We start from the raw sequence: 12,901 nt of genomic DNA on the forward strand, positions 1-12,901 counted from the left end.
TCAAATTAATAGGATTTTTATAAAAATCAATTAGTTTATATTTTAGTTAAATTTAGTAAAGATTCTTTGGTTGGGAAATGGGTTGAGTCTTACTTTTTCCGAGAGGGAGAGAAGGGATAGCTTGAATATCTGTCAATAAAGAATTTTATCTATCAGTGTTTTATTTAAAAGGCCGTCTGAAAAGTACTTTTCAGACGGCCTAAATATTTATTTTTTACAGCAAAGGGCTCATTAGGCGGACGGCATTTTCCACGAAGCCGCGGAGTTTGGAGCGTTGTTGCCATGATTTGATGGCGATGTAGCTGCTGTTTTTAAGGTAGCTGCGCTGCAGGTTGCAGATTTGTTTGGTGGTGTCGCGATCGTAGATAGCGAGGCTGATTTCGAGGTTGAGGAAGAAACTGCGCATGTCCATATTGACCGTACCGAAGAGGGAGTAGTCTTCGTCTATGGTCAAGGTTTTGGCATGCAGAAGACCACCTTCAAACATGGCGATTTTGACGCCGGCTTCCAGCAGCATAGGGTAGTAGGCGCGTGAGGCGTAGCGTACCATCAGTGAATCGACTTTGGCGGGCAGTATCAGGGTTACTTTGACGCCGCGTTTGGCGGCGACGGTTAATGCCATGAGAAGCGGCTCGTCAGGGACGAAGTAGGGGGTGGGAATTGTGATTTGTTTGGTAGCGGCATAGATGGCGCTGATGATGGTTTCGTAGATGACGAAGCTGCTTTGCTCGGGGGCGGAGGGAATGATTTGGGCAACAATATTGCCTTGCTGCATTTTTTCGGGAAGGATTTGGGGCAGCAGGTTTTTTGCTTGGTTGAGGTATGTTTGTACGTTTTGGAGGTTTTTATCGGTTTCGACGGCAAGGTCGGCGAAGAAGACGGCTGACAGCTCCAGTACCATAGGCCCTGTGCAACGCATCATGGCATCTATCCATTCGCCGACGCCTGAGTTTTGTTTGAAGTAGCGCGGATCGACGAGGTTGAAGCTGCCGGTGTAACCGATTTTGCTGTCGATAACGAGGATTTTACGGTGGTTGCGCAGGTCGGTGCGCGTGAATAACGTACGCCAAATGCCGACAGGCAATGAGGTATGTACTTCAACGCCTGCTTGGCGCAGTATCTCTACCCAATCGCTTTCAAGAAAGCTCCTGCTGCCGACGGCATCGGCCAATATGGAGCAGTCTACGCCTCTGGCTTTGGCGGCAAGGATTTCATTTAGAATTTCTTCGATGCGGCCTTTGGGTTCGATAATGTAAAAGGCCAACAGGCAGGAATGGGCTGCGGCGCGTATGTCGGCAAGCATGCTGTCGATGATTGCATCGGTGGTCGAGAGCAGGCTCATGGCGTTGCCTCGGGTTGCGCCCAGCCCCGTTCCTTTTTCGGCAACTTTACTGATGCCGTGGTAACGTGATTTCACTTGGTCGGCAATATCGAGATACATATCGGTAAGGTGGGCGGCGGCAAAGTTGCGGTAGAAGCGGTTCATTTCGCCAGTACGTTTGGCGCGGGCCGTCCCGAGACGCGGCTCGCCGATGAGGATGTAGGCGATGGTTCCGAATACGGGGAAAAGGAAGAGGATAATCAGCCAGGCAAAGGTTGAGCCGATGTTTTTTTGTTTGTACAACACGCGCAGCATGCAGGCGAGTGCGGCGCAGGTGTGGGCGAAGATAAAAATCTCGGTCCAGGTAATGTCTTTTAAGAAATTCATATTCGGTGGGGAGTGGTTGGGTTTTTCAATTTGAAGGTTGGGGCCGACAAGCTTCAAATATTAAGTATATAGAAAAACCGTCTGAAAACAAATTTACACGATAATTGTGTTTTTGTTTTCAGACGGCCTTTGAGTTGCTTTCATTAACGGTGATACTGACGGGACAATTCGTGTACGGTATCGACCAGAATTCTGGCGTGTTCGGGGTCGGCGTGTTGGTTGATGCCGTGGCCGAGATTGAATACATGGCCGCTGCCGTTGCCGTAGTCGGCAAGGGTGCGTGCGACTTCGGTGCGGATAGATTCGGGTGTGCCGAAGAGGGCAAATGGGTCGAAGTTGCCTTGCAGGGCGACTTGTTTGCCGACGCGGCGGCGGGCTTCGCCGATGTTGCAGGTCCAGTCCAAGCCTAATGCGTCTGCACCGATTTCCGCCATGCTTTCCAGCCATAAGCCACCGCCTTTGGCAAACACGATAACAGGCACGCGGCGGCCTTCGCTTTCGCGTTTGAGTCCGGCTACGATTTGACGGATATATTTCAGGCTGAATTCTTTAAATGCGGCATCGCTCAACACGCCGCCCCAAGTGTCGAAAATTTGTACGGCTTGTGCGCCGGCATCGATTTGGGCATTGAGATAAGCGGTAACGGCTTGGGCGTTGGTGTCGAGGATTTTATGCAGCAAATCAGGGCGCGAATACATCATGGTTTTGATGGTGCGGAATTCTTTGCTGCTGCCGCCTTCGACCATGTAGCAGGCGAGTGTGAACGGGCTGCCGGAGAAGCCGATGAGTGGCACGCGGCCGTCCAGTGCTTTACGGATGGAAGTTACCGCATCAAAGACGTATTGCAGTTTTCCCATGTCGGGAACTTGCAGTTTGGCGATGTCGGCTTCGTGTTGCAAGGCACGTTCAAATTTCGGGCCTTCGCCTTCGGCAAAGTACAGACCCAAACCCATGGCATCGGGGACGGTCAGGATATCGGAAAACAGAATCGCTGCGTCCAGATCGAAGCGGTCTAAAGGCTGGATGGTGACTTCGGTCGCCAGCTCGGTATTTTTGCACAAATCGAGAAAGCTGCCTGCGCGTGCGCGCGTGGCTTTGTATTCAGGCAGATAGCGTCCGGCTTGGCGCATCATCCAGATGGGCGTGTATTCGACAGGCTGTTTGAGCAGGGCGCGGAGGAAAGTATCGTTTTTCAGAGCAGTCATAATAAATAGGCTTTCTGATTTGGTGTGTTGGAACAAAGTTCAGACGGCCTTAGTTGTTTATTCAGGTCGTCTGAAATAATTAAATGGTTGGTTTTGTTGTAGATTTCATGTTGTCGCTTAATGCTAAATCAGCACATCAATTGGGTTGAGGAAGGGCTACCGGATGTTCTTCTTCAGCCACGCTTTCCAAAACCAGATTGCGTTGTTCTTGCGCTTTTTGCGGCTGATTGGTTTCATCAAACACGCGCGCTAGGACTAAATGTGCGGATACGCTGGGTTGCAGGGCGATGCTGGCTTCGAGGTAGCCTTGGGCTTTGCCCCAAAGTTTACGGCCGTAAGCCAGTTGGCCAAGATACATCAACAGTAGCGCATTGTCCGGTTGTTCCTGCAACCAAGAATCTGCCAAATCGATAGCTTTTTGCTGGTCGCGCTCGCTTAGGAAACGAACGGATTCGACAAATGCTTCCAAAAGCTCGGGCTGGCGGTTTTGCGGATAATGGGTTTTTACCCATTTGACCGCTTCGGCATACAAGCCCAAACGTTCGTATTTTTCGGCTATCGCGACGCACAATTCGCCAGATTTCACGTTTTCGGGAATCTGTTTCAAACAGGCTTTCAGACGGCCTGCATCGGTTACTTCGCTCAAGAGGCGGCGATATGCCCAGTTTTGATACTGTTCTGCTTCGTAATCGTTGATGGCGCCGGCTTTGACCAGTTTTTCTGCTTTTGCCAAGACATCTGAAGCATCGCCGTGATCAAAGGCATAACGCAATTGCAGGCGCACCAGGCGGCTTAAGTTGCCGTTGATTTTGGCTGCGGCTTCAAGATTTTGTGCGGCGGTCGGATAATCGCGGCGGCCCAGTGCAGATTCGGCCAGCAAAAGATGACGGGAAAGCTGTTGTTTTTGTGGCAGCTGTTCGATTTCGTGCAGATAGCGGTCGCGTAATTCGAAGTTTTCCATTTGGTCGGCCGCGTGCGCACCCAACATCAAAGCCAGAGTACGGTTGTCGCCTGCTTCTTTATTATGCAAGACTTTGGCGGCTTCTTGTTCGGCTTTTTCAAAACGGCCTTCAAAATATGCCAAACCTGCGCTGTTCAAAGAGGCAGAAGCCTGACGGCCTTTGCGGGCGATGCCGAAGCGTTGCATACGTGCCGGAATGTTCAAGAGGCCGAACACAAATTTAATCAGGAAATACAAGACGAATACGCTCAATAGCAGGCCTAAAACAAAGGCATGCAGATTGATACGCAGCATGGTTTGTTCAACCACGACGTACACGTTGCCGGTATAAATGCCGGAAGCCAACGCTAAACCGACGGCGGCGGCAAACAGAATGACAATCCAAACGACGGTTTTCATGCTTGCTCTCCTTTAATTTTGGCAGCAGGCTTGGTTTGGTTTTGTGGTTTGGCAGCTTCGGCGGCCGGTTCTTTTTTGTTTTCAGACGGCAATGCAGGTGCTTCTAAAGACTGAGGGGCAGAAGCGGCAGCCGGTGCGGCAGTTGTGGCTTGCTCGGTAGTTGCAGCCGGAGCGGAAGCGGTTTTCTCGGCAGCTTGGGTTTGCGTAGTTTCTTCGGTCGTCATTTGTGTACGCGAACCTTCTTGATAAGCGCGAACGGCGCTCAAGCTGGCTTTCAGGCTGTCGTCTGAAATCATGCGGACATCAAGGGCTTTGAGTTCGGCCAACTCTTTCAGCCATGACTGCGTAGCAGGGGATTTGCTGTCGAAGTATTGTTTTACAGTTGCTTCAACGTTGTTTAAATCGCTTTGATACACTTCGCCATTGTGTTGCAACAGGGCAATGCGCGCATCCAAAAGGCGCAGGCGCAGGTTTTCACGGATGAAGTAGGTTTGTTCGGGCGAAATCAACATGGCATCGTTGCTGTCCAGATGACGGACTTCAACCAAGCCTTTGAGGGCATTGAGGGATTTCTCCCATGTGTTTTCCCACCAAGTTCCTGAATTGGCGGTTTCGACAGGCGCGGCACCCGGTTTCAATACGCCGTCCAAAACCAAAGGCAGGCCTGAAATACCGGTTTCCAGACGGTCGATACGCAAGGCAGTAGCGGAAATATCGACATAAGGACGGTTTTTCAGCGCGGCCAAATCATTGCTGATGGCTTGCTTGACAGGGATAAGTTCAGGCTGTTCAAAACGGCTTAAGCGGCTGTCAATGTGTTCCAATACGCTGACCGCGCCTTGAAGGTTGCCTGACAGCATCAATTGTTGCGAAGCAGTGTTCAGCATGGATTCGGCTTCGTCAACCAGCCAGTTGATACGGCCTTTGAGCAGCTCTTGATAAGCTTTCTGCGTTTGCAGGATTTGATCGCTATTGCTTTTTTGACCGTTGTTCAGGCGGTCTAACTCGGCTTGAATAGCGGTTTGGCGGTTGAGGTTGTCTTTTAGAAGGCTGGCGTTTTCAGACTCGCCCAACGCAGCTTTGTCGATTTTTTGGTTGAATTCGAGCTCTTGGTTTTTTAAAACATTTTGACCCTGTACAAACAGGAATCCGCTCGCGCCTAGGCCAAGCAGTGCCAAGACGATCGCACCTGCGGCCAAGGCTTTGCTGCCGGATTGTTTAATAATAACAGGGGCATTGTTTTGTGGGAGATTGTTGGACTCGGGCATGCTCGCCTCCACTCGCTGAGGTTGGGTAGGTTTGTTTTGTTCAGACGGCCTGGTGTTTTCAGAACGTTCAGGCGCCGGAGCTGCCGTATTGGCAACTTGTTGGGTATCTTTATTGTCTTCGACTGGGTTCACTACTTGGCTCCTTTGTGGCATGGATGAAAGTGCAGCGGATAAAGAAGTGACGGTTTCTACATGTTTAGCACCGACGATGCGAAGCGCATCGGCAATGCGCGGATGGTGGGTAAAGTATAGCAAGGATTCGAAGAATCGGGAAAATTGCGGCGGAATCTGATGGAAAAATTCGCGCGCAAGTTCGCCGGATGTAATATAGGCGGCGGCGATGTCTTCGGTTTTAAAGTGCTGCCAATCGATGGCGTGTGGCCGTCTGAAATAGATTTCGGCGATGTCGATTTGGAAACCCAGTTCGGTCAGTTTGTCTGCCAGAAAATCACGGCCGCCATGACCTCGAATGATTAGAACTCGGGTGTTGGGCGGCAGGTTTTTCCAAATAGGCATTCTCAAGACGGCTTCGCTGTCGTTGCCATCTTCGGGAGAGAATACGGGATAGGGGGAGAATTGTGCCAAAGTATGTTGGCTAGTTTGGCCGACGGTAATGTGTGCTTTGGGGCCGTCTGAAAAGTTCAGGTGCGGCGCTGCGGTTTCAATAGCGGTGGGGCTGACCCAAAACACGACATCGGCTTGCTTGAATTGTTCGGGGAGTTTTTTTAGTGCCGAACGATCCGCCTCTATTTCAATCGGACTCAATACCTGAGCCTGCCAACCGGCTGCATGGCAGGTTTGGATATCTTGTTGCGGACGGTTGGACGGACGGATGATGAGTAGAGTAGGCATAATGTGGGATAAATTATTAAGGTTTAGGCCGTCTGAAAGAAGGGTTTCAGACGGCCTGTTGCCGGAGATACGTTATTGATCGACGAATGCGCGCTCAATCAGGTAGTCGCCGCGGACACCGGTTTTCGGAGAAACGGTCAGGCCGAATTCGTCCAAGACGTTGCAGGTGTCTTTCAACATAGCAGGGCTGCCGCACAACATGGCGCGGTCGTCTTGCGGATTGATTTTAGGCAGGCCGATGTCTTCGAAGAGTTTGCCGCTGCGCATCAAATCGGTCAGACGGCCTTGGTGTACATAGTCTTCGCGTGAAACAATCGGATAGTAAATCAATTTTTCTTTAACCAAGTCGCCCAGGTATTCGTGTTCGGGTAATTCTTTGGTAAAACGGTCGTAGTATGCCAAGTCTTTTTTGTAGCGTACGCCGTGAACCAAGATGATTTTTTCGAATTGCTCGTAAATTTCAGGGTCTTTGGTAATGCTCAAGAAAGGGGCGATGCCGGTACCGGTGCTCAAGAGGTAGAGGTGTTTGCCCGGATTCAGGTCGCCGGCAACCAATGTACCGGTCGGTTTTTTACTGATGAGGACATCATCACCGACTTTAAGGTGTTGCAGGCGGCTGGTCAATGGGCCGTCTTGTACTTTAATACTGAAAAATTCCAGATGCTCTTCCCAGTTGGCGGAAGCCACGCTGTATGCGCGCATCAGCGGTTTGCCGTCTACCATCAGGCCGACCATGACGAATTGGCCGTTTTCAAAGCGCAAAGATTCGTCACGGGTACAGGTGAAAGTGAAGTAAGCGTCGGTCCAGTGGTGTACGGACAAGACTTTCTGGGTGTTGAATGCTGCCATTGATATTTCCTGTCGGATAAGGCCGTCTGAAAAGGATAGGTCGGGGCGGCCAAGGTTAATAAAAAGAATGGAATGTGCTGCTCAGCTATTTGCTTGCCGGTTTGGCTGATTTTTCGCTGAGGCTGTGCAGGTCAGAATAGCGTCCACCTGCGTTGATCAATTCATGATGAGTACCTTGTTCGACTACATTGCCTTCGTGCATGACAACAATATTGTCGGCTTTTTCGATGGTCGAAAGTCGGTGGGCAATCACCAATGTGGTACGGTTTTGCATCAGATTTTCCAATGCGGTTTGCACCAAACGTTCAGATTCATTATCCAATGCGCTGGTGGCTTCGTCCAAAATCAAAATCGGTGCATTTTTCAAAAGTGCACGCGCAATGGCGAGGCGTTGACGTTGGCCGCCGGACAGTTTTAAACCGTTTTCGCCGACTTCAGTGTGCAGGCCTTGTGGCATTTTTTGGATAAATTCCCAAGCATTCGCGGCTTTTGCAGCATTGATAATTTCTTCTTCACTGAATTTGTCAGCTTGAGCATAGGCAATGTTTTCAGCAATCGTACCATTAAACAGGACAACGTTTTGGCCGACGAAAGCCATGCGGCTGCGCAGGCTTTCGAGTGTATATTCATTGATGTTGACGCCGCCAATCAAAACCTTGCCTTCATCCGGATTAAGGAAGCGCGGCAACATATTAGCCAAGGTGGTTTTACCGCAGCCTGATGCGCCGACCAATGCGGTAACTTTTCCTTGCGGTACAAGCAGGTTGATGTGGTTCAAGCTGTTGCGTTCGGCTTCAGGATAGCGGTGTACAACATTGCAAAATTCGATATCGCCAGGGTTTGGGCTGAGAATCTGTTTGCCTTCGTTGCTTTCTTCAGGTTGATCCAAAAAGGTGAAGACACTTTCAGCTGCCGCCAAACCGCGTTGCAGGGATTGCATCACGCCGGTCATGCGTTTGATGGGGTCAAACATCATGATCATGCTAGACAAAAACGACATAAAATCGCCTGCACTAAATCCTGAAAGCCCTGCTTGGCGGGCTGCTGCGTAAATAATTGCAGCCAGAGCAACTGAAGCCATTAATTGCGTAATGCCGGTACCGGCAGAGCTGGCGGAAACCTGTTTGAGCAGGTTGCGGCGCACATCGTCGGCAATACGGTTGAAGCGGCGGTTTTCATAATCCTGACCGCCGTAGATTTTTACAACGCGTTCACCATTAATGCTTTCGCCCAAAACCTGCATCAGCTGGCCAAGATAAATTTGGTTGTTGGCAGACAATTTGCGCAAGCGTTTGCTGACCGTTTGGATACATACGGCGACGACCGGCAAAATAATAAAAGTAATCAGGGTCAAACGCCAGTTTAGATAAGTCAGTAAGCCCAACAGGCCGACCACGCTCACGCCGTCTTTGGCGATCACGGTAATGACGTTAAATCCTGCATCGGTAATTTGGTTGACGTCGCTTAAAATGCGCGACATCAGACGGCCGCCGGTATTGCTACTGAAATACGAAGTCGGCAGGTGCATCATTTTGTTGAACATTTCACCGCGCAAGCGCTGCACCAAGTGGCTGGACAGATAAGTCGTGCAATATTCATTAATGAAGTTGAACAGGCCGCGAACGAAAAACAGCGCCACAATTGCCAGCGGCAACCATGACATGCTTTTCATGTTTTTATCGACAAAACCTTCATTAATCAAAGGTTTGAGCAAGTAACCGAAAGCCGGCATCGTACCGGCGACAATCAGCATGGCCACTACGGAGACGATAAACATCTTCCAATAGCTTTTTAAATATCCAAGCAAACGCTTGTACAGCTCCCAGTTGGATGTGGCTTGTGTTGTCTGCATATCAATCCAGATTTAGAGCAAACATGCAATTCTAAACGAAAATATCTGTCATTACAATGTTTGCAATTGAAAGTCAAAAGGAGTTGGTATTGTTTTAACGCCTTGATTTTATAATAAGAACGACTGTGATGAGGTAGGATTGGCAATAATGTTATCCACTTCTCAAGTACCAGTCGCGGCCGTCTGAAAAAGTTTCAGACGGCCTTTTTAGTCGTCAAAGACAACCGGTTAAGCCAAAGCTTCCTTAATGATGTCTTTTACTGTCGTTGCGTTATTAGGGGCAACACGGACACGTTGCGGCAGGTTTTCCAAGCCTTCCAATGCGGCAGGGCGGGGGATGGAAACTTCGCCGACGGCTTCATGGATGGTGGCTTCAAATTTGGCAGCCAATGCGGTTTCGAGGCAGACAATGGTTTCGCCGGTTTCGCGTACTTCACGCGCTACTTTGACACCATCGGCTGTATGCGGATCAATCAATTCACGGTCTTGTTTGTAAACCTGTTTGATGGTGGCAAGGCGGTTGGCATGGGTCGATTTGCCGGAAACAAAGCCATATTGTTGATGTACTTTGTTTAAGACAAATTCCAAATTGAAACCTTTGCCGGAGCCTACTTCAGCCCATAAGGTTTTGATTTCGTCTGCATCGCGGTCCATCAGGTCAAATACAAAACGCTCGAAGTTGGAGGCTTTGGAAATATCCATAGACGGGCTGGAAGTAACGTGGGTGTGTTCGCTGTTGCGCGGGCGGTATGCGCCGGTTTTGAAAAATTCGTCCAATACGTCGTTTTCATTGGTGGCGACAATCAAGCGGTGAATAGGCAGGCCCATTTGACGAGCGATATGTCCGGCACAGACATTGCCGAAGTTGCCGCTTGGCACGCAGAAGCTGACTTTTTCGTCATTGCTCGAAGTGGCATTGAAATAACCGGCGAAGTAGTACACGACTTGGGCGACGATACGGCCCCAGTTGATGGAGTTGACAGTGCCGATGTGGTATTTGGCTTTGAATTCGGCATCGTTTTGTACGGCTTTGACAATGTCTTGGCAGTCGTCAAACATGCCTTCAACGGCGATGTTGTGGATGTTGGCATCTTGCAGGCTGAACATTTGCGCGCGTTGGAATGCGCTCATTTTGCCTTCCGGAGACAGCATGAAGACATTGACGCTTTTTTTACCGCGCAGGGCATATTCGGCGGCAGAGCCGGTGTCGCCGCTGGTAGCGCCTAAAATATTGAGTTCTTTGCCTTCTTTGTTCAATACATATTCAAACGCATTGCCCAAGAATTGCATGGCCATGTCTTTGAATGCCAAAGTCGGGCCGTTGGAGAGGGCTTGAATTTTGATGCCGTCTGAAAGTGTACGCACCGGAGTAATGGCTTTGGTGCCGAATACTTCTTCGGTGTAGGTGCGGTTGATGATGTCGCGTAAATCATCAGCAGGGATGTCGGTGGCAAACAGGCTCATGACTTCAAACGCCAGCTCAGGATAGCTGAGTGTGCGCCATTGGTCTAAAGTAGCACGGTCGATTTGAGGGTATTGCTCAGGTAGCATCAAACCGCCGTCAGGAGCCAAACCCATCAATAAAACTTCGCTGAATTGCTTGCGTGCGGTTGCACCGCGGGTGCTGATGTATTTCATGATTTCTTCTCTATAAAAACAAAAATATTGCCGGTCAAAACAGGAAACCCGCCTGCGAACCATCCCGCAAGCCGCCCTATCCTGACCTTAATCCACTATAAACTTTCAGACAACCCCGATACACAGAGTTCGTCTGAAAAACATTATCTATACAAACGCTTGAAACAAGCATTGACGGTTTTCACCGTTACCGACGCAATCGCCCGATCGCGCGAAGAAGGATTCAAAACATCCATCAACTCTTGTGCGGACACCTGATTCGGCGCCTCCTCGCTCGCGCAGCCGCAGATTTTATCTTCCCACTCGCGCTGTTTTTCCGCGCTCATCGTCAGCGCAACCAAACGCCACTCATTGCGCTTGTTCAACTCCGAACGGCACTGGTGATCGACCGCCATTTTCACCACGCTGCCGCCGATACCCGTACCGCCGCCCAAACCGCCGAACGCCGAGTCAGAATCATAAGCGCAACCGCCCAACAACGCCGCCACAGAAGCAACGGCAACAATCTTTTTCATATTCATAGCCATCCCTTGCCGCAAGGTCGTCTGAAACGCCCCGCAAAGTCTTTAAACAAACGCGTATTATACCGTAAGCGGCGTGAGATGGGGGATTGGGGAAAGTCGGGGTATAATCCGTTTTTTTTTGGGAAAATAGAGGATTGATCAATGGCTAACTCAAACGAAAACACGCAAAACCCTAAAGAGAATCAAGAGAAAATGGCTGACGAAGGTATTCAAGAGCATTCAGAGCATACTGCTGAAAATAAACAGCCTGAATCAAAAGATGATGTACAGAATACAGATGAATCAACATGCTTATGTAAATTTTTTAAAAAGATTACGGAATGGATGTGCGCAAGCGAAAATAAAAACTCAAATAAGGCAGATGAAAATGCCGCAGAAAACAATGATGCTGCAAAACAAGAAGAAATGAAACAAGCTGATACAGTTGAGCAACCAAAAGAGCAAAGAAAACTGTCTGATTATTTGAAAATCATCAGCAAATTATTAGGTATTTTTTCAGTATATGGAATATTTATTGGTGGAATTACTATATATTCTTATCTTCTTAATATAGGTCAGTTAAGTATTTTCCCTGATGTAATAGCGAATGCAGCAAATTTATTAACAATATCTATTTCTTTTGGAATAATTTTCCTTATAATTTATGCATTACTTTACTTTATATTTTGTTTAGCAAATCCAGAAGGTATTAAAAATGATATTCCATCATATAAACTAGAAGGATGGTCTATTATAATTGTACTTTTTGCAATAATATATTTAATTTTAATATTCTTGAATATAATATCTTTTTCATTTTCGAACTTCGTAGTCTTCTGTTTTATTGCGTTTTTATTTAGTCTTATAGCTTATTTATCTAGTAAAGTATTAAAAAAAATTTTTTTTATTGCATGTCTCCCTGTTAATGCATTTATCATTCTTATCCTTATGTTTTATAGCGAAAAAGCAAAAGTTTTATACCCTATACATTATGTTGAGTTTCGCTCAGATTCTTCATGGTATTTACTGCACAACAACTTCCAACAAAACAACGGCTCTCAAGAAGCCAACGGCATTGATAAAAATGACTTGCTTAAATTAAAACAAAAATTTAAATGTTCTGCGCTTTCGGAAACAGAAAAAAAAGAAAAAGACATTGACTGTTCCCCGCACTTTGAACAACGTAATAACGCCCTATTCGGCTACATGGCATGGAATTTGGGCGATACTAAAGTTTTCTGTCCGCCAACTGTTGACAATACCCTAACTGTTGATGACACCAAAGAAGAACAACAAAAAGAAAGAAATAGAAAAAAAGAACAATTACGTAAAGAATGTATCGTCATCAGCGGAAAAGCCTTGCAAATCATGCCGGAAAGTTATATCAGTACCGATACTGATGGCAATGACGACAGTAATCCTGACAATACCGGTCATGACAATCCAGCAATTGATATTAATACGGACGTTAGATTCAAAAATGACCTTAACGCCCAATCCAATGCCGGCTTGAATAATTTCAATGTCCAACCTATCCTGCCGATACAATCCAATGCAAAAAATATGTCAATCCAGATTCATTACGGCAGCTGTAATCATGATTCGCCAAGAAACAAGGATGGTCATCCTGATATAGGATACACGGACAAAAAAATCTGCCAGTAGG

The 12,901-nt window shown here is 48.0% G+C and carries 9 protein-coding genes and 1 pseudogene; 1 reads left to right on the plus strand and 9 read right to left on the minus strand.

All coding sequences use genetic code 11. The features are described from left to right. Window positions 1–214: 214 nt before the first annotated feature. From cls to HMPREF2608_RS10000, 9 genes and pseudogenes are all read right to left on the minus strand, one after another. The gene (cls, locus tag HMPREF2608_RS09965) at window positions 215–1,708 is read right to left on the minus strand and encodes a cardiolipin synthase (RefSeq protein ID WP_070826905.1); all 1,494 of its coding nucleotides are present in this window, start codon (window positions 1,706–1,708) and stop codon (window positions 215–217) included. Between the two features lie 143 nt (window positions 1,709–1,851). Next, window positions 1,852–2,913 carry a uroporphyrinogen decarboxylase gene (gene hemE / locus HMPREF2608_RS09970; protein ID WP_070826907.1) on the minus strand — a complete coding sequence of 354 codons (1,062 nt, stop codon included), beginning with the start codon at window positions 2,911–2,913 and terminating at the stop codon, window positions 1,852–1,854. Between the two features lie 136 nt (window positions 2,914–3,049). Continuing rightward, window positions 3,050–4,273, minus strand: coding sequence for a heme biosynthesis protein HemY (locus HMPREF2608_RS09975; RefSeq protein ID WP_070826909.1), 1,224 nt, complete (start codon window positions 4,271–4,273; stop codon window positions 3,050–3,052). Next, window positions 4,270–5,541 (minus strand): uroporphyrinogen-III C-methyltransferase, encoded by a 1,272-nt coding sequence (locus HMPREF2608_RS11690; protein WP_283122319.1) that lies wholly within the window; start codon window positions 5,539–5,541, stop codon window positions 4,270–4,272. The genes HMPREF2608_RS09975 and HMPREF2608_RS11690 overlap by 4 nt, the downstream gene beginning before the upstream one ends. Window positions 5,542–5,700: 159 nt before the next feature. Further along, window positions 5,701–6,393, minus strand: a pseudogene (locus tag HMPREF2608_RS11695) (uroporphyrinogen-III synthase); the annotation flags it as partial. Window positions 6,394–6,465: 72 nt separating this feature from the next. Further along, complete coding sequence (locus HMPREF2608_RS09985; RefSeq protein ID WP_070826912.1) at window positions 6,466–7,242, minus strand: ferredoxin--NADP reductase; 777 nt, start codon at window positions 7,240–7,242, stop codon at window positions 6,466–6,468. An 85-nt stretch (window positions 7,243–7,327) separates the two neighbouring features. Further along, on the minus strand, window positions 7,328–9,094 hold the full coding sequence (msbA, locus tag HMPREF2608_RS09990; RefSeq protein ID WP_070826913.1) for a lipid A export permease/ATP-binding protein MsbA: 1,767 nt from the start codon (window positions 9,092–9,094) through the stop codon (window positions 7,328–7,330). A 228-nt stretch (window positions 9,095–9,322) separates the two neighbouring features. Next, a complete protein-coding gene (thrC, locus tag HMPREF2608_RS09995; protein WP_070826914.1) occupies window positions 9,323–10,732 on the minus strand; it encodes a threonine synthase in 1,410 nt (469 codons plus the stop codon). Window positions 10,733–10,875: 143 nt separating this feature from the next. After that, window positions 10,876–11,247 carry a hypothetical protein gene (locus HMPREF2608_RS10000; protein ID WP_070827040.1) on the minus strand — a complete coding sequence of 124 codons (372 nt, stop codon included), beginning with the start codon at window positions 11,245–11,247 and terminating at the stop codon, window positions 10,876–10,878. A 150-nt stretch (window positions 11,248–11,397) separates the two neighbouring features. Here HMPREF2608_RS10000 and HMPREF2608_RS10005 point away from each other — a divergent pair, with 150 nt between their 5' ends. Further along, window positions 11,398–12,900: an EpsG family protein gene (locus tag HMPREF2608_RS10005; protein ID WP_070826916.1), complete on the plus strand. Its 1,503-nt coding sequence runs from the start codon at window positions 11,398–11,400 to the stop codon at window positions 12,898–12,900. Window position 12,901 lies beyond the last annotated feature (1 nt).

The organism is Neisseria sp. HMSC064D07, assembly GCF_001837185.1.
Taxonomy (GTDB): domain Bacteria; phylum Pseudomonadota; class Gammaproteobacteria; order Burkholderiales; family Neisseriaceae; genus Neisseria; species Neisseria flavescens_C.

Bases quoted from the DNA above. Each gene is read 5' to 3' on its own strand.
- HMPREF2608_RS10005 (WP_070826916.1), top strand. From the start codon at position 11,398: ATGGCTAACTCAAACGAAAACACGCAAAACCCTAAAGAGAATCAAGAG.
- hemE (WP_070826907.1), bottom strand. From the start codon at position 2,913: ATGACTGCTCTGAAAAACGATACTTTCCTCCGCGCCCTGCTCAAACAG.
- cls (WP_070826905.1), bottom strand. From the start codon at position 1,708: ATGAATTTCTTAAAAGACATTACCTGGACCGAGATTTTTATCTTCGCC.
- HMPREF2608_RS10000 (WP_070827040.1), bottom strand. From the start codon at position 11,247: ATGAAAAAGATTGTTGCCGTTGCTTCTGTGGCGGCGTTGTTGGGCGGT.
- thrC (WP_070826914.1), bottom strand. From the start codon at position 10,732: ATGAAATACATCAGCACCCGCGGTGCAACCGCACGCAAGCAATTCAGC.
- msbA (WP_070826913.1), bottom strand. From the start codon at position 9,094: ATGCAGACAACACAAGCCACATCCAACTGGGAGCTGTACAAGCGTTTG.
- HMPREF2608_RS11690 (WP_283122319.1), bottom strand. From the start codon at position 5,541: ATGCCCGAGTCCAACAATCTCCCACAAAACAATGCCCCTGTTATTATT.
- HMPREF2608_RS09985 (WP_070826912.1), bottom strand. From the start codon at position 7,242: ATGGCAGCATTCAACACCCAGAAAGTCTTGTCCGTACACCACTGGACC.
- HMPREF2608_RS09975 (WP_070826909.1), bottom strand. From the start codon at position 4,273: ATGAAAACCGTCGTTTGGATTGTCATTCTGTTTGCCGCCGCCGTCGGT.